Annotated in this window: 26 protein-coding genes and 1 pseudogene; all 27 read right to left on the bottom strand. The window is 47.5% G+C overall.

From position 1 onward, the window contains the following. Nucleotides 1-180: 180 nt before the first annotated feature. Nucleotides 181-1,005 carry a hypothetical protein gene (locus tag B5G40_RS17340; protein ID WP_235821904.1) on the bottom strand — a complete coding sequence of 275 codons (825 nt, stop codon included), beginning with the start codon at nucleotides 1,003-1,005 and terminating at the stop codon, nucleotides 181-183. A gap of 459 nt (nucleotides 1,006-1,464) precedes the next feature. Continuing rightward, nucleotides 1,465-3,036, bottom strand: a complete 1,572-nt coding sequence (locus tag B5G40_RS09930; RefSeq protein ID WP_076944417.1) for a M56 family metallopeptidase — start codon at nucleotides 3,034-3,036, stop codon at nucleotides 1,465-1,467. Nucleotides 3,037-3,051: 15 nt separating this feature from the next. Further along, nucleotides 3,052-3,432, bottom strand: a complete 381-nt coding sequence (locus B5G40_RS09935) for a BlaI/MecI/CopY family transcriptional regulator (RefSeq protein WP_071428861.1) — start codon at nucleotides 3,430-3,432, stop codon at nucleotides 3,052-3,054. Nucleotides 3,433-3,545: 113 nt separating this feature from the next. After that, nucleotides 3,546-3,971, bottom strand: a complete 426-nt coding sequence (locus B5G40_RS09940; RefSeq protein WP_071428862.1) for a winged helix-turn-helix domain-containing protein — start codon at nucleotides 3,969-3,971, stop codon at nucleotides 3,546-3,548. A 154-nt stretch (nucleotides 3,972-4,125) separates the two neighbouring features. After that, nucleotides 4,126-5,937 carry an ABC transporter permease gene (locus B5G40_RS09945; RefSeq protein ID WP_087399507.1) on the bottom strand — a complete coding sequence of 604 codons (1,812 nt, stop codon included), beginning with the start codon at nucleotides 5,935-5,937 and terminating at the stop codon, nucleotides 4,126-4,128. Then, nucleotides 5,934-6,617: an ABC transporter ATP-binding protein gene (locus B5G40_RS09950; protein ID WP_087249734.1), complete on the bottom strand. Its 684-nt coding sequence runs from the start codon at nucleotides 6,615-6,617 to the stop codon at nucleotides 5,934-5,936. The genes B5G40_RS09945 and B5G40_RS09950 overlap by 4 nt, the downstream gene beginning before the upstream one ends. A gap of 72 nt (nucleotides 6,618-6,689) precedes the next feature. Then, the gene (locus B5G40_RS09955) at nucleotides 6,690-7,727 is read right to left on the bottom strand and encodes a sensor histidine kinase (protein WP_087399508.1); all 1,038 of its coding nucleotides are present in this window, start codon (nucleotides 7,725-7,727) and stop codon (nucleotides 6,690-6,692) included. Nucleotides 7,728-7,735: 8 nt separating this feature from the next. Next, the gene (locus B5G40_RS09960) at nucleotides 7,736-8,422 is read right to left on the bottom strand and encodes a response regulator transcription factor (RefSeq protein ID WP_087399509.1); all 687 of its coding nucleotides are present in this window, start codon (nucleotides 8,420-8,422) and stop codon (nucleotides 7,736-7,738) included. Continuing rightward, the gene (locus B5G40_RS09965; RefSeq protein ID WP_087399510.1) at nucleotides 8,419-8,613 is read right to left on the bottom strand and encodes a helix-turn-helix domain-containing protein; all 195 of its coding nucleotides are present in this window, start codon (nucleotides 8,611-8,613) and stop codon (nucleotides 8,419-8,421) included. Before B5G40_RS09965 ends, B5G40_RS09960 begins: the two co-directional genes overlap by 4 nt. Nucleotides 8,614-8,743: 130 nt before the next feature. Next, entirely contained in the window at nucleotides 8,744-9,442 is a 699-nt protein-coding gene (locus B5G40_RS09970; RefSeq protein WP_242959374.1) for a winged helix-turn-helix domain-containing protein, read from the bottom strand. 425 nt (nucleotides 9,443-9,867) lie between these two features. Beyond that, nucleotides 9,868-9,945 (bottom strand): annotated as a pseudogene (locus tag B5G40_RS17345) (sigma-70 family RNA polymerase sigma factor); the annotation flags it as partial. Between the two features lie 169 nt (nucleotides 9,946-10,114). Continuing rightward, nucleotides 10,115-10,882 (bottom strand): class I SAM-dependent methyltransferase, encoded by a 768-nt coding sequence (locus B5G40_RS09980; RefSeq protein WP_004010385.1) that lies wholly within the window; start codon nucleotides 10,880-10,882, stop codon nucleotides 10,115-10,117. A gap of 50 nt (nucleotides 10,883-10,932) precedes the next feature. Then, nucleotides 10,933-12,852, bottom strand: a complete 1,920-nt coding sequence (gene tet(W) / locus B5G40_RS09985) for a tetracycline resistance ribosomal protection protein Tet(W) (RefSeq protein ID WP_031474227.1) — start codon at nucleotides 12,850-12,852, stop codon at nucleotides 10,933-10,935. A 559-nt stretch (nucleotides 12,853-13,411) separates the two neighbouring features. Next, entirely contained in the window at nucleotides 13,412-13,762 is a 351-nt protein-coding gene (locus B5G40_RS09995) for a hypothetical protein (protein WP_242959376.1), read from the bottom strand. Beyond that, the gene (locus B5G40_RS16660; protein ID WP_058963980.1) at nucleotides 13,752-14,102 is read right to left on the bottom strand and encodes a hypothetical protein; all 351 of its coding nucleotides are present in this window, start codon (nucleotides 14,100-14,102) and stop codon (nucleotides 13,752-13,754) included. Before B5G40_RS16660 ends, B5G40_RS09995 begins: the two co-directional genes overlap by 11 nt. Nucleotides 14,103-14,309: 207 nt before the next feature. Beyond that, nucleotides 14,310-15,521, bottom strand: coding sequence for an ATP-binding protein (locus B5G40_RS10000; protein WP_025544412.1), 1,212 nt, complete (start codon nucleotides 15,519-15,521; stop codon nucleotides 14,310-14,312). 109 nt (nucleotides 15,522-15,630) lie between these two features. Next, nucleotides 15,631-16,866 (bottom strand): MobP3 family relaxase, encoded by a 1,236-nt coding sequence (gene mobP3 / locus B5G40_RS10005; RefSeq protein WP_242959378.1) that lies wholly within the window; start codon nucleotides 16,864-16,866, stop codon nucleotides 15,631-15,633. Continuing rightward, nucleotides 16,847-17,407: a ribbon-helix-helix domain-containing protein gene (locus B5G40_RS10010; protein ID WP_242959380.1), complete on the bottom strand. Its 561-nt coding sequence runs from the start codon at nucleotides 17,405-17,407 to the stop codon at nucleotides 16,847-16,849. The genes mobP3 and B5G40_RS10010 overlap by 20 nt, the downstream gene beginning before the upstream one ends. Continuing rightward, nucleotides 17,391-17,801, bottom strand: a complete 411-nt coding sequence (locus B5G40_RS10015; RefSeq protein WP_206407227.1) for a hypothetical protein — start codon at nucleotides 17,799-17,801, stop codon at nucleotides 17,391-17,393. The genes B5G40_RS10010 and B5G40_RS10015 overlap by 17 nt, the downstream gene beginning before the upstream one ends. 58 nt (nucleotides 17,802-17,859) lie before the next feature. Beyond that, nucleotides 17,860-18,750: a hypothetical protein gene (locus B5G40_RS10020; RefSeq protein ID WP_087399512.1), complete on the bottom strand. Its 891-nt coding sequence runs from the start codon at nucleotides 18,748-18,750 to the stop codon at nucleotides 17,860-17,862. Nucleotides 18,751-18,904: 154 nt separating this feature from the next. Then, entirely contained in the window at nucleotides 18,905-19,999 is a 1,095-nt protein-coding gene (locus tag B5G40_RS10025) for a hypothetical protein (protein WP_087399513.1), read from the bottom strand. A 24-nt stretch (nucleotides 20,000-20,023) separates the two neighbouring features. Further along, nucleotides 20,024-21,694, bottom strand: a complete 1,671-nt coding sequence (locus B5G40_RS10030; RefSeq protein ID WP_087399548.1) for an N-6 DNA methylase — start codon at nucleotides 21,692-21,694, stop codon at nucleotides 20,024-20,026. A 23-nt stretch (nucleotides 21,695-21,717) separates the two neighbouring features. After that, entirely contained in the window at nucleotides 21,718-22,206 is a 489-nt protein-coding gene (locus B5G40_RS10035; RefSeq protein ID WP_087399514.1) for a hypothetical protein, read from the bottom strand. A gap of 40 nt (nucleotides 22,207-22,246) precedes the next feature. Further along, nucleotides 22,247-23,293 (bottom strand): ParB N-terminal domain-containing protein, encoded by a 1,047-nt coding sequence (locus B5G40_RS10040; protein WP_087273151.1) that lies wholly within the window; start codon nucleotides 23,291-23,293, stop codon nucleotides 22,247-22,249. Continuing rightward, complete coding sequence (locus B5G40_RS10045; protein WP_087399515.1) at nucleotides 23,280-24,068, bottom strand: ParA family protein; 789 nt, start codon at nucleotides 24,066-24,068, stop codon at nucleotides 23,280-23,282. Before B5G40_RS10045 ends, B5G40_RS10040 begins: the two co-directional genes overlap by 14 nt. Then, nucleotides 24,050-24,625, bottom strand: coding sequence for a helix-turn-helix domain-containing protein (locus B5G40_RS10050; RefSeq protein WP_087399516.1), 576 nt, complete (start codon nucleotides 24,623-24,625; stop codon nucleotides 24,050-24,052). Before B5G40_RS10050 ends, B5G40_RS10045 begins: the two co-directional genes overlap by 19 nt. Before the next feature lies 1 nt (nucleotide 24,626). Then, nucleotides 24,627-25,157, bottom strand: coding sequence for a helix-turn-helix domain-containing protein (locus B5G40_RS10055; RefSeq protein WP_087399517.1), 531 nt, complete (start codon nucleotides 25,155-25,157; stop codon nucleotides 24,627-24,629). Nucleotides 25,158-25,168 lie beyond the last annotated feature (11 nt).

The raw sequence follows: 25,168 nt of genomic DNA on the forward strand, positions 1-25,168 counted from the left end.
TTCGGCCGGCGACAGGTTTTGGCCTGCCGCTTTTTGTGCTGCGATGGTTTTTCATGAGGCGTTGAAAGCCTGTTTGTCAAGGTTCACGCCCTCGCTACTTATTTTCGTAGCAAGGTACAGGCGAAAGGAGAACACTCCGAAAGAATGCCTTTCACCTATCGTCCTGAAACCGCATGGGTGTCAACCCTGTGCCGCAAAATATTTTTTTAGTTTGGCAATCGCCAGGTTTATGGACTTGGCAACGGCTTGATGGCTTGTCCCTTCCATCCGACCGATCTGCCGGGTAGAGAGTCCCTGAAAAACGTGAAGCCGGAATCGCCGTTTCTGAACCTCGGTCAAAGCGCCCACTGTAAAAAGCTGCTCGAAGGCTTTCCAGGCATACTTGCGGTTCTGTATGTCAACAACTCGTTCTTCCCATTCTTCATCCAGCGCGCGAGTGGCACAATGCTCCGTTTCCTCCAAACCGTGGATTGAAACATCCTTGCGGGTCTGGGCGCTCTCTGCCCGATCCTGCTCATAGTAGATTTGATCGGACAGGGCTTTCAGCTCTGCAAAGTCATGTTCCGTTTTATCAGGGTTCTCCTTCAGATAATCCTCCAGTGTGATTTCTATGATTTCATTATGAAAGCGATAAACGATATTTGGGCTGTTTTTGTTTATCGCATAGTCGCTTTTGCGATAATTTTGCACCTCTGTTACCTCCAATTTGTTTTTTTGAGAAAAACAAATTGGAGGTGGCGGCCCCCTGATTCTTTGTTCAGGGAGCCTTAAATGAAAGCGGCTGACTTTGTATCGGGATACAAAATCAGCCGCTCTCTGGATATGCACATTGAGAAGTCCAATAGGGTAGGCAGCACGGGCAGGCGGGGGTTTGTCCCCACTTGGGGCAAACTCCCGCGCACAAAGACGCCGACCAACGCCTATTGAAATTTGTCCATTGAAAGCCGTGTGTCGTTTGAGTGGGACAAAAAGTAACTTCTCAATGCTGTGGACTTTTTGATCCATAGCACAGTTACTCCTTGTCCGCTGTTATGCGGACGGCACACAGGCGGCTGGCATCATCCCCCTTCTTCCATCAATGTGGCAGTTCTACGCTGTCGCCCTTGCTGATAATTTGTATTTGCAAATTTCAAAAATAGGGAATCTTGACGATTCTCCTCGAATTTTATCGATAATATAAAGAAAAGCGGCCTTTATCCATAAGACAAAGGCCGCTTTATGCGCTGACTATGTATGATTCTGTTTTTGCAGCTCCTCATTGGCCTCACCTCTTTTTATCTCAGGGGATGGGTAAACTGCCACAATAGAAGTTTATATGGTAGAATTCATTACGATTTCATCGAGAAATGTAAAATGTACTAAATGTGCAAAGGCGGGGAGAGATCTTCTTGAACTCACCCCGCCTTGCATTCTACTTAATGATTTTGGTTTCTCGACATAGTAGACCAGATGCAGAAGAAACCATCAGTTCACAATATAGGACACATCAAAGTGGATGCTGCTGGTAGACAGATTGCCAATAAAGATAGAGAAGTTGGCGTCGCCGGTAATTTCGAAGGATGCGGAACCGGAGCCATTGGAAACGGTTTTTACGAGTCCATAGCCAGTATTGTTATCGATCAGACCAATCTGAACATTGGCAGAAGTAGGAGTCCAGTTTGCATTTACGGTCACTTTTTGGCCCTTGGTCAGATCCTGAGAGTCAAAAGCATATCCCTTTCCGCCAGAAAGGTTGCCGGAAGCATAAGGTACCGCTTCGCCGGCCTTAGCCGACACAGTTCCCTGATAGAACATCATGTTGTCCGCAGCGTCAGTGGAGAGGTTGAACTGAGACAAATCTGCGAAACCTGTGGTGGTCTCAATGACCTTGGCAAAATCGCTGGAATCGGTAGACAGTTTCATCTGGGACAGATCAACAAAACCGTCGTCAGATTCAATGAAGCGGGCTTCGCCCATATCCCCCGTCTTCACATCAGAAACATTCATCAGTTCGGCATTGGGCACGTCGATGGTAGAGGGAACCTCAGCAGCTAACACAGACATTCCCAGACAGCTGGCGCACAGAGTGCAAGCCAAGGCGGCCACGACAGTCTTACGAGATTTCTTGTTGGAATTCAACATGGTTAAAATTCTCCTTTCAAGCCTTTTTCTCGTTGAAACAAATGCAATTCCAGATACTTTGTTTGGGTTACGAAATACAGTTGTGTAGGAAATCAGAAGATGCCCATACTTTTTACGCTCTGCCTGATTCATTCGGCAAACAACCTGCTCATCACAAGATGTTTCTGCCAAACGATCTAAATCCCGCTTTATGAGATACACTACAGGATTGAACCAATAGATTGTTTGGAGAATAACTGCTAAGAGCTTTCTCCATAAGGCACGGTGCTTAAAATGCACTAATTCATGGGCCAGTATCATCTGTGCTTCATCAAGCTGCAAATCAGCATTTGGGATTATAATAGTTGGGGTAAAAAAACCAACCAGCATTGGACTTTGTATTGCGGAGTGCAACTTTAAAGCTACTTTTTGCTTGATCCCAAGACCTGCAGCACAGTGACTTGCAATTTCTTGCAACAGCGCATTATGAACTGTCTGTGACTGCTGGAGCTGGTATCTGAAACGAAGGAGCCCCAAAACATTCCATAGAACCAGGGCACCAGCAACAACAATCCAAATAATCAATGCCCACTTCTGCCAATCCAAACTCATGTTAAGAGTAGTATCTTTGATGATATTGGGGCTTGCTTCTGTAATACTCGCCACAGAGTTTTCAGGGGGGAGTACATTTATTCCAGACACAACTTTGTTCCCAACCACTGATATTGGCTCGGCCTCGGCTAATGTTTTCGGGAATGCTGGCAGCAGCTTGTAAAATGGGATAACATACAGGAACATAATGACTGTGGTACAGTTGTAGCGCCATTTTTCACTGATATGTTTTCTGCCAGCAAAAGCCGATGCCTTAAACACAAGGTAGGACACACTTGCTACAAGGTTCAAGCACAAAATGGTACGAAGCAAGTATGAGGCCATACAATCAGCCTCCTCTCACGATTGCCCGTCGAGCCATTGTTTCAGCGCCTCTCGGTCTTCCTCCGACATCTGGGAGCCACCATAAAGTGCTGCAAAGAAATTCTTGATCGATCCACCATACAGTGTATCTAAGATTCGCTGTGCATTACTTTTATGATATTCCTCACACGTCTTGATCGGCCAATAATAAGGCACACGGCCCTCTCTTTTTGATGTGATTAAACCTTTTTGGGTTAAACGTGACAGAAATGTTGCTAATGTTTGAGCTTTCCAATCCTTATTGCGATATTCGGCAAAGTACGACAATATCTGTGAAGCAGACATGGGGGCTTCCGAGTTCCACAGCACCTCCATGATTTCGTATTCGGTTTCTGATAGTTTTTTGGACCGATCCATAAACATTTCCTCCTTATCCAAAGTACGTCTACCTTGGACAATTTAATATTACTACAACAGTGTAGAAATGTCAATGGTTTCTACTACAACATATTAGTAGAATTTTGTTTTTCTCATCCATGTGCAATTTCAATTTTATATCCCACCCGAAAAACGGTCTTGATATAGGTGGGATGCTTTGGGTTAGGCTCCAGTTTGTTCCGCAGGCGCCAGATCGTGTTGTCCACGGTATTGGTGCCTAATTCGTAGTCCTCGCCCCAGGCCGCATTATAGAGCTGCTCCCGGCTGAACACATGACCGGGGCGGCGGGCCATGCAGTAAAGGATAGAGAACTCTCCGTAGTTCAGGCAGATCTCCACACCGGCCTTTGTGACCCGCCGCTGCTCTGGGAATATCTCAATATCTCCCAGAGTCAGGGCAGAAGGCTCCGGGTCAGTTGCATGGAGAATCTGAATATCTTTTCCCTGTAAGGCTCCCAGGATGGAGCGAAAGATACTTCCGTCTGGGTCAGAAGTACGGATGACTATAATCTCTTTCATACGATTTCCTCCCTGGGCCGCCGATCATGTTATCCAGGCAAAGCAAAACGGCGGCCTTGATTGCTCAAAGCCGCCGCTGGATGTATGGGCGTGTTAAAGGGCTGCTGTACGACGGCTTTTTTTCTTTTGCCGTCGTGCGGCAGTTTAGTTTTTATTACAATTCATTGATAGTTTCTGTTACAGAAATACTCCTGATTCTCCTTGCCGGAGCATACGCAGCGACAACCGCCGCCAGAATAACAAACAGAATAATGACAATCAAAGAGGTTACGGGCAAACTCCATGTCGCATAAGGAAAGTGTTCTGTAATAAGGAAACCGTACAGGAGCTTGCTCAACGGCAGTCCGATTACACATCCGACAATACAGCCCCAAAAAGCATAGGTAAATGCTTCGGCCAAAATCATCTTTGTAATCTGATGTTCGTCCATTCCAACGGCCCGCATCGCTCCGTACTGTTTCATCCGTGCCGATACGCTCATGGAAATGCTGTTGATAATATTTAACAGAGTGACAAGTGTGATAATGGCTAAAAAGCCATAGACGCAGGCGACAAAAGCAAGGTAGGTTCCTGCGGTACTTTCATCGCGTTTGTCGCGGAACTGATATTGTCCGCCCAAACTATCCTGAATGGCCTGCACATTTTCCTCTGTAATATCAGAAGCCGTCTGAACCATGACCAGTGAATAACTGCTCACTCCCGTTAAGCGGATAAAGGTTTCTCCGGAAGCTACAAGCGTCAGATTTCCATGGGTCAGGCCATCGTCACTGAACGGATCATATTTGAGCAGTCCCGCAATTTCAAGTTCTTCGCTGCCGATTAAAATTTTATCGCCTATTTTCCAAGGGCTGTCCTGATCGCTGGTTGCCAGAACATATTGACTATCGCCATAAACTTTTTGGAGATCACTGCCCCATTTCAAGGCACCGTCTTTTTCCAGACACTCCAAGTCAAAAGTATCAAACGAAACCAGATCAACCGTACTGGACAAAGAGGCATCACCACCTATTCCAGCCGGAATTTCAAAACAGCTTCGCCGCCCGTAGACCTGTTGCACACCCTCTATTTTGCTAAGAGTGTCTACAAGTCCACTTTCTATTGAATTGGAACCATCGTTGCTCGAAATATCAATATCCGAGGCGCTGGCAGACTGTGGCATCAGGTAATTTACAAAGTCTACCATGACAGAAAAACTTAAAAACAGGATAATGCTTAGTGCAAAGGAACCTGTCATAAGAATAAGATTTTTCTTTGCGGATGTCGCATGATGGGAACCAAGAAGCGTTTCAATTCTAAAAAAGCGAAGTTTTGCGGCACGGTGAATTGTCTGTGCGCTTTCAGAATTTCCAGAAGCAGCCGTAACGGGAGATACTTTTGCGGCCCGTTTTGCCGGTGAGCTAGCAGCAATCAGTACGGTAACAATTCCCACTATAATGCCGCTTGCAATCCCAAGCACACTAATGCCAAACAAAGGAATTTCGGAAAATTCTTCGCCAACGAGAAATCGCAATACAGCGCACAGCACCCAAGAAGCCAAAATTCCAAGGCCGAGGCCAATCGGCACCGCGATTTTACACCAATTAAGAGCTTCCAGACGAACAAAACGGATGATTTGCTGTTTGCTCATACCAATGCAGCGCATCATGCCGAAAAATTTAGTTCTTTGTGCTACGCTGCTATTGATGGTGCTGGAAATCATCAGCACTCCCGCAATCAGAATCAGCAGAAATAGAACGATAGCCGCCATCAGAAGGGTTTGGCCCATTGTGCTGCCGAAAAGTTCCTGTAAGGACAGGTTTCCGTGCTTTTCCATGAGCCTTGCCTGTTCCATTCTGGCCCCCATCTCGGCCATGCTAAATATGGCAGTCACCATGAAAACCGAGAAAATAATGCAAAGAAGCGTCATGCGATTTTGCCGCCGGTGTACTTTGGCCGAAATGGGGATTAAACTCAGGTAGCTTTTCATTCGCGGCACCTCCCGAAATCCGTCAGTACACCATCGGATACTCTCAAAATACGGTCTGCGGTCTGGGCGATGCTTTTGCTATGCGTAATCATAACAATGGTCTGCTCATATTTTCTGGATGCTTCTTTCAGCAGCGCAATGACTTCGCTTGTGTTTTGTGTATCCAGATTGCCGGTCGGCTCGTCTGCCAAGATCAGAGAGGGACGTGTAATCAAGGCGCGTCCAATAGCAACACGCTGCTGCTGGCCGCCGGAAAGTTGGCTGGGAAGATGGTTCCGCCGTGCGGTCAGGTTTAGTACCGCCAGCAATTCTTCCAGATACTTTTTATTGGGCTTTTGGTAATCCAGCAGAACCGGGAAAATGATATTCTGTTCCACCGTCAGCTCCGGGATCAGGTTGAAGCTCTGAAAAATAAAGCCAATGTTTCTACGGCGAAATACCGTCAAGTTGCGGTCTTTCATAGAGAAAATGTCTTTGCCGTCAATAAACACCTTGCCGGAAGTCGGAGTGTCCAGCGCGCCGATCATGTTCAGCAGCGTACTTTTGCCAGAACCAGATTCACCAACTATGGCAACAAATTCACCTTTCGGAACGGAAAAGGTGGCGCCTTTCAAGGCATGGACAGTGGCCTCGCCGCTTCCGTAGGTTTTTGATAGGTTTTGCACCTCTAATAAGTTCATTGTTCTAACACCTCTTTCTGTTTTGGTATAGAAAGAGTACCATACGAATCCTACTGCCAAATGACATTCATCCTACAATTTTGTAGGAATCAAAAAATTGATTGTGAATGTCGTTCCTACGCCCAATTCGCTGTCTACTTCCATTGTTCCGCTGTGGGACTCAATAATCGCCTTTGCAAGAGGAAGCCCCAAGCCAACGCCCTGTGAGTTTTTTGAAAAACGGCTGCGGTAAAACCGCTTAAAGATATGGGGAAGATCTTCCGGGTGGATACCACTTCCATCATCTTTTACTACAATCTGCACCATTGATGTAAACTCACGCCACGAAACTTGAATGGTACTTCCTGCTTTCGTATGATCCAGAGCATTTTTTACGATGTTGCCGATTGCCTCCGTAAACCAATGTGCGTCGCAAATCAGCATGACAGTATCTTGCCCAGCAAAATTCAAATTCTTTTTCTGTTGCTGCGCCTGAAATGAAAATCGCCGTTGGATTTGCGCCATCATATCATCAACATAGTATTCGCTTTTTTCCAAAACAATCGTTCCGGCATCCAACTTCGTAATTGTGAGAAGATTTTGGACAAGGGTTTCTATTCGGTCAAGTTCTTGTTCAGAGAGATCAGTAAATTCCCTAATCGCCGGGAAATTAGTGGTTTCTTCTTGCAGAAGTCCATTGTATATATTCAGAGCTGCAAGGGGCGTTTTTAGTTGGTGGGAAATGTTCGATATGGTATCTTTCAAGAAAATCTTTGCTTTTCCCTCATTTTCTGCATGAGCATTTAAGATTGCAACCAAAGCATTTACTTCATGGAACAACCGATATAATTCACCCTCGTCGTCACAGTCAATCCGGGCATCGTGATTGCCGGAAATATATTCCCGTATTTGTGTCACAGCGTTTTCCATGATTTGCTCCTGCTTTCTAAAGTAGACATACAGAGCAGCAAAAATGAAAACTCCCATACAAATTGCAGATACCAATACATATAGTGCTGCAAACTTCCATTGCAGACTGACGGCAACAACGGAAATTGACGAGAAACCAACGACAAGCAATAGAATACAAATGAAAAGATGTTTGATTTTTCGGTTTGCCAGTATTCGCATAGCACACCTCATTCCGTCACATTCCATTTATAACCGATGCGCCGAACCGTGACAATTTTTTGTGGAGTACCGGGATCATCCTCAATTTTTGTGCGTAATCTTCGGATATATACTGTCAGGGTGCTATTGTCGATATAGTTTTCCTCGCAATCCCAAAGCCTGCTCAAAATTTGCTCCGACGACAGGACTATATTTGGATTTTCCATAAACAGACACAGCAATTTATATTCACTGGCCGTTAAGTCGATCAGAACATCATCTTTGTAAACCTCGTGCTTTAATAGTTGTATTGTTATCCCATTTGAGTTCAATTCTGTAGCAGCCTGACTGAAGTTCTCACTTCTGCGAAGCAGCGCATTGACCCTTGACAGAAATACCGCCAATTTGAAAGGCTTTGTAATATAATCGTCGCCGCCTATATCGAGGCCCATAATAATATCCGTTTCTTCATCTGCCGCTGTCAAAAAGATAATCGGCACCTTTGAAGTCTGACGGATTTTTTTACACAGATCATAACCGGAACCATCTGGCAGAGATACGTCCAATATGACCAAATCATATTTACCGTTCATCCACAGACTTTCCGCTTCTGAACTCGTCCGGGCAATATCAATCTCATACCCCTGTTTTTTAATTGCAAAGGACAGTCCATTGATTAAGCTCAAATCATCTTCGACAAAGAAAATTCGTTTCATGTGTTGTCACCCCCCATAAATTTGTTCGCTTTACATCGTTTGTCCAACGGCTTTTCTGTATTTTTGGGGATCAGCCAAACACCAGCCATCTTCACAGCGCCGGGAATACGGCCACCGGCGCAATAGTAGTTTACCCGTCGAGGCGTTACACCCCATTTCTCGCTTGCTTCTTTCAAGGTCATATAATCCATAACGCACCTCCACATGATACATTATAGTTCTTTTACTCGAACAATGCAACGAACAGAATATGAATTAAAGGATGTGGCGATGTGACAAACCATATGATGATAGCAAGAAACCGAAAGTCACAAGTGTGTTCTATTTTATTCCCAGCTTACCAGCGATCAAGCAGTAGCCACAACTTCTTACCGTCCTGATGGCCTCGCTTCCAATTTTACAGCGCAATTTACAAACCATATTGCCAATCCCTGACCAACTGCCCTCTGCGAAATCCGATGCTACAGATTCATAAATCTGCCGAGCTGAAAATACCTGCCCCGGGTGCCGGGCCAGCAGGTGAAGAATGTCAAACTCCATTGGCGTCAGTCCTATCAAACTGCCGGCCCGCCACACCTGGCACCGCTGCGGATCAATACCCATATTGCTGGCCTCATTGTCTCTGGCCCCCGGCAGGAAATGAAGCTGATCACTCTTGGCATAGCCATAATGCTCCGTATTGTAGGCTTTCACTTGTCCACGAGCAGCGGCTATCACCTCATCAATGCTCTGTTGAGAAATGCTGGGGGTGGTTCCTTGACTGATCTCTCCATCTTCTAAGGTCATCTGCGCATAGGGTCGGATTGTAAAGGCCGCCCCTATGTTAGAACGCAGATCTCTGGCCGCCTGGCCAGTACCATCTAAAACAGAGAAACAGATTAGTAAAAGGGCTGATATGAAAAAGAAGATCAGGAAAAGAAGTGCAGCTTTTCCTTTTTTGCGGGCCAAGTAACGGGCGGCCCGCCTGCAAACGCCCATAAAAAACACCGTCCTTTCGTTTGATGTGGTTCCATCATACAAAAGAACGGTTTGTTTTTCGCTTTGGCTTGATTTATTTTTGATTTAGTTTTTTGAAGGTGAAGGAAAAATCTGGCGGATAAACTGGAATTTATCTTTTCCTCATTATACTTTTTCTGTCAGCCATTGAGAAGATATTTTAGCTATTTCTGAAAAACACAAAGTGCCGCAATGGGAAGATACATACTCAAAAGGGATAATCTCTGCCATAGTCCTTCAAATGCAATTATAGTTCCTCGGCAAATTCAGATATAGTAGGGTGTATTTGAGGTGATTTCGCAGGAAAAACTTTCGCAAATATGTTAATATTCCACCTGCTATTTTCGGCTGTAAAGTTTATTAGTATCAAAATAGTATCACAAAAGGCTGGGAAATACAACAGAATTATGTGGAGCTCTACATAATTCCGGCACGGACGGACGCTGTCAGGCACAGCGGATAACAGCCTTGCAAGAGGCGTTGTACCTGCGCTGGATATATTCTTGATAGGCTTTCTGGTCTGTCATGGAAATTCCCCCTCTCTGAATAATAGTGCGGGGCGGCAGCACTCCTTGCTGTCGCTCCTTGACTGCCTAACTGCGAAACCGGGCGGGGCTGTCAACGGTGGGCGAAGCCCGTTCATCTTGACCGCCCGCTGGCTCGGCTGGCTTTGCTATTTACCCGACAAACTTGAATTTATTGTAAGGTATCACGTTTTACCTTCTTAAGCCTTACTATCATTACCATAGGAATTTCTTTGTTGGTTTTGAAACATTCTTCATAAAATCCATCAATGACAAATCCAGCTCTAAAACAAAGGTTAAAAATATCTTGTATGGAACGATGATAATAAATCTGCTCTTTCGGTTGCCCTTCAATCGCTATATCATAGTAACTGTGCGGTGTCATATATTTTTCAGTCAACGTGACAAAACAAGGGTGTTGCGTTGCAAAGACAAAAATTCCGCTTTCCTGCAACAGTTCATAAACAGCCATAAGAAGTGGTTCAATATCCGTAATATCCATAATTGCCATATTAGAAACTGCTTTCGTAAAGGCTCGATTTCTTTTTAATTCTAATATACTTTTTCTATTGGTCGCATCCGCCACACAAAATTCAATTTGTTTTGCATATTGTGATTGCCGTCTTTTAGCCAATTCTATCATTTTTTTGCTGTAATCAAAAGCGACAACCGAAGCGCCTCTTTGTGCAAGATACGAAGAATAATTTCCATTGCCACACGCAATATCCAAAATATAATCCGCAGGATTAGGAGATAGAAGTTCCGTTACTTTGGGACGCACTACCTCTCTGTGAAATTCATTAGATTCGTCACCCATTGCATTATCCCAAAATTGTGCGTTCTCCTCCCAGATTTTTTTACTTTCCTCTGTTCCCATGTTCTCTCCCACTCCCAAAATTTGCTTTTTTGCTTCCATTAAATCTTCCTTACGATATTCCATTGTTACCCTCCATAACTTCTGATTGTTGCCGTCTTGACGATTATGTATCTTTACATTACCTTCTGAAACATATGGCGCACCTTGTCCAGGCGGTTGTTTGGACGGCGGGGCTGGATGACCGGCTGGCCGACAGCGGCCTGATACCCTTTTAGCTCTGTAAGGCATACGCTCTGCCCGTTGGTGTAAAAGGCCAGATCAGTACGGTATGCCTGTATACAGCGGGCGGGAATCTCGCCAGTAAAGACAACTTCATCCTTTTTTACCTGGGCCGTTTCGATGGTGGCACAGTATTTCGGTGCATCATGATAAGCCCTGGAAAGGTATTCCTGGGGCGCATAGAGGGTGAAGGAGAGATAAGGTTCCAGCAGCTGCGTCCCCGATTCCTTCAATGCCTGTTCCAATACAATCGGGGCCAATGAGCGGAAGTCCGCCGGCGTGCTGACTGGACTGTAATAAAGCCCGTATTCAAAGCAAATCTTACAGTCCGTTACGTTCCAGCCGAACAAGCCCTGCTCCAGCCCGTAACGGATACCATCCCTGACAGCGTTTTGAAAACTCTGGTTCAAGTATCCCAGCGAAACCCGGCTCTCGTATTGTACGCCGGAGCCAAGCGGGAGTGGTGTAACAGACAGTCCGATAGATGCCCAAAACGGGTTGGGCGGCACCTCGATATGGATGGTGTGGCTGGCTGCTTTGAGCGGCCGCTCCATATAAATGACGGTGGGTTCCTTTACCACTGTTTCAATCTTGTATTTTTCCGACAGCAAAGCGGAAACGACCTCCAACTGCACCCGGCCCAAAAAAGAAAGAATGATCTCATGGGTGATGGAATCCACTTCGCAGCGCAAAAGCGGATCAGTATCCGCAAGTTGCGTAAGAGCGTCCAGCAGCCGTTCTCTTTGCGCTGCCGTTTTCGGCGCAATCGTCGTCCGCAGCATGGGGAGGGGGGCCTCGCGCCACCTTTTACGAGGGAGCCGGGTTTGATCCCCTAATACATCGTTTAACCTCACGCTGTCGCTGGGAAGGATAACAATTTCGCCCGGATAAGCGGTGTCTGTCCGAACAATTTCCCCTTTGGATGGAATACGCATCTCTGTGATTTTCAGCTTTTCTCTCCCGGCCAGGGCCACCGTATCCCGCAGGCGCAGCGTTCCGCTGTATAGCCGCAGATAGACACGCCGCTGGCCGCAATCGGTGTACTCAACCTTGAAAACGCTGCCGCATAGGGTGGCGCTCCCCTGTTCCCCAATCGGTTGGAACAGTCCTGTCACCGCATCCATCAACGGTTGAATGCCAAGGCCCTTTTTGGCGCTGCCATGATAGACCGGAAACAGGGAGGCTTCTTGAACCCGCCGCTGTTCCTCCCGCGCAAGTTTTTCCTGGCTGATTGGTTCTCCTGCGATATACTTTTCCAATAATGCATCGTTATTTTCGATGACCGCATCCCATGCTTCTATGTCGGTATTTTCCTCCAGGACTATTTCCGGGGACAGCGACACCGTCTGCTTGATGATAATATCGGCGGAGAGCTTATCCCGAACAGACTGAACCACGCTCTGCAAATCAACGCCAGCCTGGTCGATCTTGTTGATAAAGATAACGGTGGGAATGTTCATTTTCCGCAGGGCATGGAACAGAATACGGGTCTGGGCCTGCACGCCATCTTTCGCGGAGATCACCAAGATGGCCCCATCTAAAACAGCCAAAGAGCGGTACACCTCCGCCAAAAAATCCATGTGGCCGGGCGTATCCACAATGTTAACTTTACATCTGTGCCACTGGAAGGAAGTGACTGCCGCTTGAATGGTAATCCCACGCTGCCGCTCCAAAAACAAGGTGTCCGTCCTCGTTGTCCCTTTTTCGACGCTCCCTGGTTCTGAAATGGCTCCACTGGCATATAGCAGACTCTCCGTCAAGGTCGTCTTTCCAGCGTCTACATGGGCAAGAATCCCGATATTGATAATGTTCATGTCTATCCTCCATACAAGGCCCGAATGGGCGCAAAAATCCCCAGCGGCTAATACTTTTACCGCTGGGGATCATGACTTCGGACACACAGAAACATACACGACTTACATAAGCCGCGGTCCGTCACGATATTTACTAAAAAGGCAAAAGTATTCTTAAAATTGGGTACAAAAACCAACCCCCTGCAAGGGGCAATCATTTTTGCGCCCATTATCAAATTTTATTTAAGAATACCTTGCCGCATATTTGATAGACTCCTCAAATCAGGATAATAGCAGTATATCATAGTACGCTCTAAAAAACAAGAAATCATTTTACCGATTCCACAAATAAAATCGGAGGGTATTCACTGGAATACCCTCCGGTTTTGGTGATTATCGTGCGTCTATCCGAATTTTTGACTTTGCGGCCCGTTTCCGTTCCTTTTCGGCATGTTCCTGCTGGTAAGCTGCCTCTAATATTCTGTCCACTTGTTCTGGGCCAAAGGCCCTTTTGACCCGCTCATAGTCAGCGGAGACTTGCCGCATGGCCTTGTTTTCCAACTTGACCTCCTGCAATCGATCAGACAGGCGGATGATGCTCCTTGCAGGCGAGAGTCACGCCATTGTATTCTGCCAGCTTATAAGAGCCATTGGGAAGTTTCTCATTGGCGTCAGTATAAGGACAGTCGCGGCAGATACCCGCTTTGTTCGCCGTGTCCTGGGCCGTATCGTTGATAAGGCGAATGAGTTTGTCCTTGACTGTGACAAAGGGGTTCTGGATCACCGTATCGGCTTTGGAGAAATAGGCCACAAGCTGGTTCTTGAAATAAATATCAGCGATGTAATCGGAAGATTGGGACCGCTTCACATCAAAGCCGCGCCGGGCAAGCTGTTCAAAGAACAGCCTGTAAAAATCGGTTTTATTTCGCAATCGGTTTCCTCCTTTCCTGATAACCTTTTCGCTTCATTACATCTTTGAGAACTTCAACGAAAGCAAAAATGCGCTCTGCCGCCGCCTGATTTTTGGGGTAAACCGCAGGCAGCGGAGGGCGCCGCTGTTTTTTCAGATCGTACCATAGACAGCCGCCGTCCCTTCGTTCAGGGAACATACAGGACGGGACAGAGGTGCGCAGGGTATAAGGGCAGTTATGGCAGGGGTGTCCTTTGGGGTATTCATATTGGTGAACCGTCAAAGGGGCAATGCCATACGAACCGCTCGGAATCGACACCGGCACACCATTTTGCTTATAGGAAGTGTTCGCTTCTATCATCCTTTCTCCTTTCTGGAACCGGGTGGCCGGTCACTTTTTTGCTTTTCAAAAAATCTTCTGAAAATAGAAAGAGCAGCCCCGCAGGACTGCTTTCTGTATGGCAATATCAATTTTTTCAAGGGACTTTTCTTCCAAAGTCACAACTTTTTCAAGGGACTTTTTCCGGCAGACAGTAGATTTTCATTGAGTTTCATCTGGTGTTCGATGTCAATACTCCGCACTGAGCAGGAAATCCGCTATGTGCATTGTCTTGATTCCCTCATAGTTCCCACCGGCAAATTCGTCTGTTGTGAGAACAAATTTGGGGTAATTATCCGGTATTTCAAGCAGGCGGCTATATTCTCTCTTTTCTGTCTTTTCCGAGTTGATCTCCTGCGTCACCTGAACATAGATTTTTTCGTTTTGTCTGACTGCTACAAAATCAATCTCGCTATCTCCGGTTTTCCCCACATTGACAGTATATCCCCGTCGGCAGAGTTCCAAATATACGATATTTTCAAGGCTGGAAGCAACGCTGTCTGCGTTATAGCCGAGAACACTGTATCGCAAGGCAACATCGGCCAGATAGAATTTTTCCTGCGTTTTCAGGATTTCCTTCCCCTGCAAATCATATCTGGAACAGCGGTGAAGCAGATATGCCTTTTCCAGCTTTTCCAAATAGCTGTAAACCGTTTCGTTGTCGAGGGATCGCCGTTCTGCTTTCAGGTAATCTGCAATGGACTTGGCGGAAAAGGTGTTGCCGACATTATTGAATGTGTATTTTACGACACGCTCCAACTGGTCGATCTTCCGAACCTGATTTCGCTTTACAATATCCGAGAAGATCGTGGAATTGTATATATCCCGGACAATCGTGTAGATTTCATCCTGAGAATACGCCTGCAAATGCGTTGCCGGAAATCCTCCCAGGCGAACATAATTGGCAAGTTCTGCTTTCGGCTCCCCAACATTGGCGAATTTGCTTTTGAACATCAGATATTCGCCAAAAGACAGGGTAAAAATGCGGAAGGAAATGTATCGGCCAGTAAGATAGGTCGCTATTTCAGAGGACATCATTCTGGAGTTGGAGCCTGTAATATACAAGTCAACATCAAAATCGGATGCCAGCGAGTTTACGACCTTTTCCCAGCCTTTGATTTCCTGAACCTCGTCCAGAAACAGATAGGTCCTTCCTGTGGAGGAAAGCTGATCCTTCAATAGCGTGTAGATCTGCTTTGCCGTCATATCCTCATATTCCATAGAATCAAAACGACAGCTTATAATGCGATCTTCCGGGATGTTTCGTTCCGTTTTCAGCCTTTCCATAATCATTTTCAGTATGGTAGATTTTCCGCAGCGGCGCACCCCTGTAAGGATTTTAACAAAAGGAGTATCTACATAGGCCATAATCTTATCCACATATAACGGTCTTTCAATCATCGTGACCACCTCCATTCGCTATTATTATACCGCAAAACGCACAGGCGGTCAATCAGTTTTGCGGTTTATAATCGCAAAACTTTTCGACAATACATTTATTTGCGGATTGCTATGGTTCCACCCCCTTGTCCTTATGCCGCAGATACCACTCTTTTCGGGCCGCCTTTGACAGTTCGGTACTCATGGCCTTTTGCCGGTCGTCGTATTCCATGTCAAAACTCATAGCAGCCTGCTCCAGCGCTATTAGAATTTCGCAAATCATCTGTTCGGTGAAGTAGGCTTTCCGGGCCTCTGTATATTCAAAAGACTGGACCTCACGGTCTTTGCACAGCATGGTACGGATCACATCGAGAATTTTATTGGCGATCAGCTTATCGGCCTCTGCCACAGCCTTTTCCTGCTGTTCTTTGATGTGGGTCGGGTCGGTGTCATAGAGCATGGCAAGGCGGGTTTTGCTCTCCACATAGTCCTGAACCAGATTGCGGATGTACTCGTTGTTTTCTTTCAGGAAGGCAACAAAGGCATCCACTTCGACCTTCACATCCTCTGGCAGCAATTTGTAATACAGCCGTCCCTTTTTCGGCATTTTCTCCTTCAGCGCGAACAGGCGTGAGAGAAAGGGGGCAATCTTCATTGCACCAACAACGCTGTCCAAAGGGGAAGTCCCCAGTTCATCATCCGTGATTCGCCCAAACGCTTCACGCAGGCGGCGATATTCCTGCGGGTGAAGCTGTTCCATATACTTCTCAAACTCGTCGATCATTTCGTCTGTGATGGCCGACAGGTGTTCCTTGGCCTGCTGTTTGTCCTCGCAATATGCCTTGATGCGCTCGGCAAAGGTATCCCGAATGAGCTGCTTACGGATTTTATCCGGGATGCTTGGATGGACAAAAGGGACCATTGTTCGCTGATGTTTATTCCAGAACACCACATGGATGTGAGGATGACCTTTTTCGTTATGGTGGGCGGCCACCCATTGCAAATCCTGCACCCTGATTCCATTGAACTTTGCAAGGGTCAAAATGTGGCGGTCAATATAGTCCTCCCACGCTTTGTGATCGGACAGCCCCAATTCGGCAGCCGTTTCCGGCGAAAAGGAAATAATTCCCCGATACATATTGACACGGCGATAGGACAGCTCCCGAACCAGGCGGGCGGCTTCCTGCCAAGTGTCAAACTCTTTGACCGCCCCCGACTCCAGTTTGCCAAACAGCCCGTGGCGCATCCCCTCATTCTTCACGGCACCGGGACGAGTTGCAATGTAACCAATATGTGCATAGTTGCCTTTTGGAGTTTTCTTATAATTGGGGTGCCGGTGGCGCTGCTTATAAATCAGAATCGACACGGGACCCTCCTTGTACGGCATGGATGGCTTTCTGCATTTCCTCGTCATCCATGAAAGTACGCAACGCATCCGCGTTTTTCTGATTGGCAAATGCCAATGCCCGCTTTCGGGCCGCCGACTCAATTTTTTCAAAAGACGAATAGCGATCTTGGTCAATAAGGTCTGCGATAATGGCAATGTTGGCATAATAGCCCGCAGCCGATATGATCGTCAGGCGGTTTATCAGTCCGGCCAACCGATTTCCCAGGGCTTTGAGCTGCCCGCTGAGTTCCTGCCGGATGACCCCGTTTATCATGTCAATATTTTCGGCGGTGGTTTCCAAATCCAGATATTCGTCAATCGCCCTGCGCACTTCTTTGGAAAAGTCCGTCCCGTTCCTGGCCGCCAGCTTATTGAGCGCCCGAATGGTATCCTCCGGCAGATGGAGCGTCTTGCGCTCTGTTTTTATGGGCGATTCCTTCAAATCAATCCTCCCTTCCAGCAGAAAAGGCGCCGGTTCATCCGGCGCTCTGACAAAATGCTTTTCACATGCCGAGTTCATCTCTCAAATGGCGATATAAGTCCCATCCGGCATAGTTCTGTGCTGCCCAGGACAGCGCCTTATCCAGAATCAAACGGGCGCGATCTTCGCCCAGGCTCTCCAGAGAACCATTGCGGATGGCATTGAACTCATGGTCGGACAGGTTCAGCAGCCGATATGCTTTCTCAAGCTGCGGCTCCTTTGCACAGTCCGGGAGCATCAGATTTTCCGTCTGCTCCACAAAGCCATAGTCCAGATTGCTATACTGAACATCACCGGTACGGCAGGCCGCCCGGAACTGTTCAAAGCCCTTCATATTGCTGAAGCCCCGGTAGTCCATTGTGCCGCCGAGGATTTGGGCGCCGATGATGGTATGCAGCATTTCTTCATCCGTAGTGGCCGCCACGATTCGCATGGAACTTCGCTCCTTGCTCAAAGTGCAGCCATACAGGATGAAAACATTCGCTGTGTTATCAAGGCTCACAGTCTAATCCCTCCGTTTCTTCCTGCAATCGCTCCAAATACTCGTCGATGTCCGGTTCCTCATACTGAAATTGGAGCGATTCAACGATTGCCGGGTTACAGTCCTTCGGCAGATAATCCTTAATATCATTTTGAACATCACGGATTTCCCCCAGAAATCCCCAGCAGCTATCCACTTCCACATCTTCTTTGAAAAGCTGGAACCCATAACACTGTCCGGTAAGGTAGTAGTCGTACTCCTTGACTTCGGATTCCAGAACTTGACGAACTTTTTCCAATATTTCAGGGGTGATTTTCCCATATTCCCGTTCGATCATCTCTTTATCTGCGTAAATCCAGCCAACCTGACCGGAATCCCACGGGCAGGAAAAGCCGCAGGTGTTCATGGTGATCCCGCTGTGATCGTACAGGTAAAGCGGAAGAATCACCATGCCATCCATTTGTTCTACCAGCGAAAGCAGTTCACCGGTTGAGAGGGCAGAAAGGCAGTCATCCAAAAACCAGTCCGGGACTTCATCTTTCAATGAGGCCGCATAGCTGGAGGACACATACCAATCGCTGTTTGAATGCCAGTGCTGGTTCTCCTGCAATTCCCACTCCCGTGTGGATCGGTTGTATTCCAGACGGGCATCCTTGGCTTTGCCGGATTTGAGAAATGCGAAAACCGGATTGTTGCGGTCGTGGCCGCTGGAGTATTCAGAAAACAGCAGGCTCCGCAGGAAATCGCTCGGCTCGTCATAATCGTGCTTCTCGCCCAGACTGTATCTGCTGTGCCAGCAGACCATTTTTCCCAAACAGTCATAGTCCTCACGAGGGTTCAGAGGGGTATCATCATCCAGAATGAAAAGGGTGTAGGGCGCCATTGTCGCTGTCATCGGCATATCGCTTCACCTCCTTCCAGACAGGTCGGTTTGCTTAGTTGGCGCCGTGGCGGTTACGATACCAGCCAAAATAGAAAAGGCCGCCAATCATGGCGGCGGCAGCGGATACGCTCAAAATTGCTTTTTTCATATTGGCTCCTTTCAAAAACCAGATTTATAGTTCCATATCCTGTTCTTCCTCGCAGTCCAACACAGGGGTGTCCGGCGGGGATTCCCCGTGTTCTTCAAACTGCTGTCGGGTCTGAATCGCAGCGGACAGTTTGGCAAGCAGGTCAAACATTTTGGTGCTGTCCCGGCTGCCTTTGAAATAGCGGTAGTTCCATTCTCCAATTTGGGGATCGTACCGGATACTGTGAAGCGAATTGATGATCCAGCCCTGTGTTTTGAGAGGAACAGGAATTTCATGCTCACGAAAGAGCTGCATAATGAGAGATTTGCCTTTGATCTCCCGGTTTATCACCTCCTTTCCCGCCATAATATTTCCTTCGGCCTCACGGATGGCGGAATCGTAACGGGCCTGTCGTTCTTGTGCCAACTGCTGTTCACGGGCGTCTTGCTGCGCCCGTCTTTCATCAGCTTGCCGTTGCCGCTCCGCAGCAATGGGGGCATTGTGGGCTTTTGCTTCCTCATACCGTCCAAGCAGATTGGCAAATCCCAGATCAGCCCACCGGTCCGGGGCTTCCATACTCTGATTGAAAACCCTTTCGATCTCACCCCGGATGCCATGCTCCAGAGTGGGCAGCCATTTCAGGACTTCCTCAAGTCGGTGCCGCTGGTCAATGCCCACCATAAACCCGTCGCATGGAATATAAACCGTTTGGAAGAACTCCCGTTTCTTCTCCATTGTGTAGAGTTCAATGCCGTTTTCGTTGTAGAAGCGGTAGTAGAAGTGCTTGTTTCCCATCAGGTCTTTGGCAAAAACCCGGTTCTCGTCTTTTTCCTTTGGCGGGAAGATGTCCTTTTTCTTTTCATCCGGTCGGGTATAGCGGGGAGAAAGGCCGGTACGCTCCAAGCTACTGTTAATCACTTGCTGAACCTTTTCTATTCCGCCGTGGCTCTTGATAAAAAGTGCAAGATATTCCGCATCCCGCGCTGGGCAGAGATGCAGTCCGGTTTTGCCTTCATAAACAGCCCCTTTATACTGAAAGAGGTCAAGGCCAAAGTCATTCCGCAGCGGTTTCGTTTCCTGAACGGGTGTAAAAGCCCCCTCACGGAAGATATAGCAGACAGCCGAATGTTTCTCGCCCATATATCACCACCTCACATCACTGCTCTAGCTCATGAATTGGCGGTAATACTCAATGGGAACCCAGATGGCACCCATATTCACTTCGATGTCGGCAGGAGTCAGTGGCTCCGGCTGTACTTCCTCCAAAGCCTCTACATTCCGGGCAAAGAGTTCCGGTTCTTCCGCTGCCTTCTGACGTGCGTAGAGCAGTTTATCCCGCACATGACCACTGAGATATTCTTCTGCAAGTTCCCATCCTTCCAGCGGATTACCGTAGTATTTCTGGGGATTGAGATAGATGCGAGTATCCAGCTCTTGCACCAACTCCTGTGGGGCTTTTCCTGTCAGGAAGGACATATAGGGCAGATCCACCCGCAGCTTGTGATTCAGGCAGATTTGAAGGGCGTCCTCGGCGGTGTCTGCATGGTTGACCTGACGGAAAGGACGGATGGTGGCTTTGGTGAAGATCGCTGATTTATCCCAACCGGTCTTGTCTTTCCGCTCATCCTCGATAGAGCGCAGCAAGGGGAATTGGTCATCATCAGAAAAAGCGAGGATGTTTCCTTTGCTGTTGATGGCTCCATACTTTGCAACGAAGCGGTCATATACCTGATTGAGTGTGTCCTGTACTTTCTGGAGATCAACCGGGTCATACTCATGGGACTGGATGTTGATAACCTCCAGCAGCGCAGTACGGATTTCGCACAATCCCTTGATTCTTTCGGCCTTCATGCCGGTGTAAGGTTGCGGGATCAGCTTATCTTTTTCACAGAAGAAGATCTCGCCATTCCGCACAACATAGGTGAAGTTTTTGGTTCCGGCCGGAGCGTCCTCATACTCTGTATTGCTTTCTTCCGGTTCGTCTGCCTCAATTTCTTCATCTGGCTCTGCTGTGAAACGGGCGTACAGGGAGTCAACCGCTTGGGTAAGATGCTGGTTCAGGTCAAAATCTTCCGGGGCAACACAGGCCGTCCCATCTTCGTTGCCGTACATATTCCGGCTGCTCACCATCTCGCCCATGAGCATTTCGGGATTATCTTTGAAATAGCGGTTATAGGCGATCCATTTACTGCGGTCCAGGTCAGTTTCAATCCAGGACGGAAGATTCGCGCGATCAAGTTCTATGGGCTGCGTTCTCTTTTTCAAGAAAACAACATCCGCTGTTACATCGGTTCCCGCCAAAGCCTTGAACGCTGTGTTGGGTAGGCGAATGGCGCCGATGAACTCTGCCCGCCGTGCGATATATTCCCGAAGGCTCTCGTCCTTGCGATCCATAATTCCTTTGCTGGTGATAAAGGCAATGATACCGCCCGGTTTTGCAAGGTCCAGGGACTTGATGAAGAAATAGTCATGGATGTACGGGTTCAGGTCATTGTAGCGCCGGTCATAGATTTTCACGGAGTTGAACGGGATATTGCCCAGAATCACATCAAAGCTGTTGTCCTCAAATTTGGTGGCTTCATATCCCATGATGGAAATATCCGCATCAGGATAAAGCTGCTTTGCGATTCTGCCGGTGATGGAATCCAACTCTACGCCAAACAGCTTGCTCCCTTGAAACTGCTCCGGCAGCACAGAATAGAAGTTGCCGGTTCCCATACCGGGGTCCAGGATTTTTCGGTCAGGGCCGCCCTCGAAGCCAAACCGTTCCAGGGCGCGGTAAATGTGCCGGATCAGGTCAGGCTCGGTGTAGTAGGCTGTGATGGTGGAGTTCATGGCCGCTTTGTATTCCACATCAGTCAGCAGGGATTGGTTTCCTGCTTGAGTTCCTGCAAAAAGTGGTTGTAATTCTCTGCGACAGATTCGCTTGCCATCGCATACAGCGCTTGGGAAAAATCCTGCTTGGGGAAACCGTGTGCATACGACAGGCGCTCGGTCAGGGCCTTTTTCATTTCATCGGAAAGCTGCCAGTCCGTAGGATGAATCTCTTTGCCAGTAGTTTGGCTTACATCAAAGAGATAGTCAAGAGTGAGTTTGGCATTCCGGTAGACGCAAACGGCAACGCCCTTTGCACGGGGAATCAAATTTCTGCCTATGGCTGCCCATTGCTTTCGTGTTGCCAGAATCGAAACATCCTCGTCCTGTGCGTACACAAGAAGTATGTTGTCAAAACTGTGCTTATGGAACTGCGATGCAAATGCCAGATAATCCCGCCAGTTGTGTTCATTTCGGACAATATAGGGAGCCATGACTTCATATATCGTCCGCAGGCGTTCATCATTTCTCAACGGTATCTGACCTCCTTCCTGTATTGGTGATTATGGCCGGTTATCCGGCCTCTTGCTCGGATTCCTGTTCTTTCTGAGCAAAGTAGAGGGCAAGTGCCTCGTCCACAATACTGTCGAACTCTTTCTGGCTGATGCTGACGGTAAAGTATTTCTTGTAAATCGCCGGTTTGACCTTGAACGCCGTAGCCGTGGATTTCTTGGGTTTCCGGTTAAATTCGCCGGACAAAATCTGTTCGGTACGCTCCGGGGTTAGCTTTCCGGTATATTCCCGCAGCAGGACAACCTTTCCCTCATTGACCTTGTACTCGCTTCCCGAAAGCACATCGTCAACCATCTGCTGTTCCTGTTCAGTCAGATAGGAAAGCTGCACGGCCGCCGCAATCGAAAATTCTCCATTGTCAATTCTGATTTTCAGGGCGTCCGACAGTTCGTTGATGCGGAGATAAGTTGCAACAGAACGACCTGTAAGGTCATATTCCGCTCCCAAAGCATCCCTGCTTTTTATCCTGTGGAAGTCACTTCCACCAGTCCTGTTTCCCTTGATTTCATCAGGGTTTTCCAGCCTTTTCAGTTCCTTAATAATATCGTTCCGGCGTCCCTGACAGACCATCTTGGAATAGCGCAGAGCCAGTACCGCTGCTTTTTCAGAGGGCAGCATTTCGGAGAAAGAGCGTTGCAGGACATTGGTTTCGATCACATAAATCCAAGCATCCTCATCGGAGAGATTTTCCTTGACGATACAGGGAAGTTCGCGGTTTGCAATAATAGCGGCTCTCTGCCGGTGTCTGCCTGCCAGCATCTCATATTCAAATCCATTCTCATCTGGCTCAATCTTTCTGACAAAAGCAGGCACCAAAACACCATGTTGTGAAACACTGTCCACCAAATCATCAAATCGTTCTCCACCGTATTCTCGGAATGGAGACCCTCGAAAACTGCGAATGATTTGTGGTGGAAGCATCTGTATTTCATTACTCGCATCACATACAGACTGATTCGACGCTTTAGACTCATTTTTTGAAGATGAAGTTTCAGTCACACCCAGAAGATCATCAATGGATCTGATACGAGGCTTAAGTGGAGGCATATTCCAACACCTCCTTTGCAAGTTCCAGATAGGCAAGAGAGGCTGGGTTGGCCTGCTCCAGCTCCATGACGCTCATTCCATAGCTGTTTGCGTCTCCCACTTTGACTGTATACGGAATCTGACAGTTGAAGATAGGGAGCGATTGAAACGCCTTTGCAACCTGACCGTATGTGCGACGGTATAGATTCGTCCGTTTGTTGCATTTGGTGAACAGGATACCTCCAATATCAATCCTGGGATTTAATTTCTGCTTAATTTTTTTGATGGTATCCATCAACGCCTGCAAACCAGTCAGCGCAAACAGTTCCGGATCAATCGGGATGATTACCTCGTCGGCGGCCGTTAAAGCATTTATTGTCAACGAACCCAGAGATGGATTTGTGTCTACGATTATGTAATCATAGGACATCCGCAGAGGTGCGAGCAGAGTAGCTAGGTACCCGTTGCTATCCGGCGTCATCAGCAGATTTGCCTCTGCAACGGTGAGATAGCGACTGGAAGGGATCAAGTCCACAGAGTCAATTTTTTGGATGAACTCGTTGGTATCCGGCAGAGATTCGTCCAGGAGCAGATTGGTGATAAGCGTCCCGGTATTATAGGGTGCCTGGGTCGGCAGGACACCGAAGCTGGTGGTAAGGTTATACTGGGGGTCAAAGTCAACTACCAAGACCTTCTTGCCCATCTCGGCCAGCGCATAGGACAGATTTCGGACCGTGCTGGTCTTGGCTACCCCACCTTTCTGGTTGGCTACAACAATTATTTTGCCGCTTTCCATGATAGAAAACCTCCTATATTTTCGTGGAATTTTTGTGATTTCAAGCGTTTGTTCAAATATGCGTCACTGGCCATAAAGTTGATCAGATTGACCTTCGGGATGATAAATGCCGGACCATGTGAAAGAGCTTTTAGCTTTTTCGTTCTGATCCATTTTGCGACCGTAGATGCCGTGGCGCCTGTTAATTCCGCGGCCTCTCTCGTGGAAACTATGTCGGGAATGTCCCGGAAACTCTCTATGTAGTATTTTCTCAGTTCCTCCGTTGTCACAGATTCGGGAAGCAGGGGCTTGACTGCGTATGTCCCGCTATATGAGCCGGGGGGAAGTTTGTATTTTTCGGGGTGGATTTCCCTGCGCTCAAGGTAGCGAACAATGTCTTTCATCTTAATGGTGTAATTCCGGGTCTTTTTCCCACTCTGTACGCAGGGAACCAGACCGGATTGCAGCAGATAACGAGCTGTGCGTTTGCTGATATGACAGATGATGCGGAATTGCTCTTTTTGGACTGTTTCTGGGTACTGATTCAGCAAATAGCGATACTTGGATACCTGTGCCACATCACTCGCCTCCTTTTTCCTGCCACAGACGCTCAAATGTATCCATCAATTCTTTTTGGAGAGGGGTCTTTCGGCGGATACGGCGGTAATATGGGCTTATCAGAAAGTCCAGCATAAAATCCTTTGGGACGGTGTACTGCTTTCCAGGCTGGAAAGCCTTCAGAATCCCTGTGCTGATCCACCGCACGATTGCCGAGGACGAAAAGCCTGTAATCTGCTGAATATCCTTTACGGAAAGCAGGTCTGAGTAGGGAGAGAGATGTTCGTCATAGAATGTTCTCATAGCACAGATATAGGGACTGTCTGCTTCCTGTCTGCACTCACGCCGATAGAGATAGGCAAGAATGTCCGTCAGCTTGATTTTGTGGCTACGGATCAGGTGGTTTTGCTCAATGGTGTAGGGAATCTCACCTTGTTGCTCCAAATTGTAGGCGGTCTTGGGACAGATGCGGCAGATCTCGCATAGTTCCCGTTGCGTTACATAGGCGGGATACTTTGCGGCAATGTCGGGGTAATACTTCGTCAAATCCATGTGTAGCACTC

Source organism: Flavonifractor sp. An9 (assembly GCF_002161245.1).
Taxonomy (GTDB): domain Bacteria; phylum Bacillota; class Clostridia; order Oscillospirales; family Oscillospiraceae; genus Flavonifractor; species Flavonifractor avicola.

Bases quoted from the DNA above. Each gene is read 5' to 3' on its own strand.
- B5G40_RS17340 (WP_235821904.1), bottom strand. From the start codon at position 1,005: ATGGATCAAAAAGTCCACAGCATTGAGAAGTTACTTTTTGTCCCACTC.
- B5G40_RS09930 (WP_076944417.1), bottom strand. From the start codon at position 3,036: ATGGCCTCATACTTGCTTCGTACCATTTTGTGCTTGAACCTTGTAGCA.
- B5G40_RS09935 (WP_071428861.1), bottom strand. From the start codon at position 3,432: ATGGATCGGTCCAAAAAACTATCAGAAACCGAATACGAAATCATGGAG.
- B5G40_RS09940 (WP_071428862.1), bottom strand. From the start codon at position 3,971: ATGAAAGAGATTATAGTCATCCGTACTTCTGACCCAGACGGAAGTATC.
- B5G40_RS09945 (WP_087399507.1), bottom strand. From the start codon at position 5,937: ATGAAAAGCTACCTGAGTTTAATCCCCATTTCGGCCAAAGTACACCGG.
- B5G40_RS09950 (WP_087249734.1), bottom strand. From the start codon at position 6,617: ATGAACTTATTAGAGGTGCAAAACCTATCAAAAACCTACGGAAGCGGC.
- B5G40_RS09955 (WP_087399508.1), bottom strand. From the start codon at position 7,727: ATGCGAATACTGGCAAACCGAAAAATCAAACATCTTTTCATTTGTATT.
- B5G40_RS09960 (WP_087399509.1), bottom strand. From the start codon at position 8,422: ATGAAACGAATTTTCTTTGTCGAAGATGATTTGAGCTTAATCAATGGA.
- B5G40_RS09965 (WP_087399510.1), bottom strand. From the start codon at position 8,613: ATGGATTATATGACCTTGAAAGAAGCAAGCGAGAAATGGGGTGTAACG.
- B5G40_RS09980 (WP_004010385.1), bottom strand. From the start codon at position 10,882: ATGGAATATCGTAAGGAAGATTTAATGGAAGCAAAAAAGCAAATTTTG.
- B5G40_RS16660 (WP_058963980.1), bottom strand. From the start codon at position 14,102: ATGATAGAAGCGAACACTTCCTATAAGCAAAATGGTGTGCCGGTGTCG.
- B5G40_RS10000 (WP_025544412.1), bottom strand. From the start codon at position 15,521: ATGATTGAAAGACCGTTATATGTGGATAAGATTATGGCCTATGTAGAT.
- B5G40_RS10010 (WP_242959380.1), bottom strand. From the start codon at position 17,407: ATGAACTCGGCATGTGAAAAGCATTTTGTCAGAGCGCCGGATGAACCG.
- B5G40_RS10015 (WP_206407227.1), bottom strand. From the start codon at position 17,801: ATGCGAATCGTGGCGGCCACTACGGATGAAGAAATGCTGCATACCATC.
- B5G40_RS10020 (WP_087399512.1), bottom strand. From the start codon at position 18,750: ATGCCGATGACAGCGACAATGGCGCCCTACACCCTTTTCATTCTGGAT.
- B5G40_RS10025 (WP_087399513.1), bottom strand. From the start codon at position 19,999: ATGGGCGAGAAACATTCGGCTGTCTGCTATATCTTCCGTGAGGGGGCT.
- B5G40_RS10030 (WP_087399548.1), bottom strand. From the start codon at position 21,694: ATGAACTCCACCATCACAGCCTACTACACCGAGCCTGACCTGATCCGG.
- B5G40_RS10040 (WP_087273151.1), bottom strand. From the start codon at position 23,293: ATGCCTCCACTTAAGCCTCGTATCAGATCCATTGATGATCTTCTGGGT.
- B5G40_RS10045 (WP_087399515.1), bottom strand. From the start codon at position 24,068: ATGGAAAGCGGCAAAATAATTGTTGTAGCCAACCAGAAAGGTGGGGTA.
- B5G40_RS10055 (WP_087399517.1), bottom strand. From the start codon at position 25,157: ATGGATTTGACGAAGTATTACCCCGACATTGCCGCAAAGTATCCCGCC.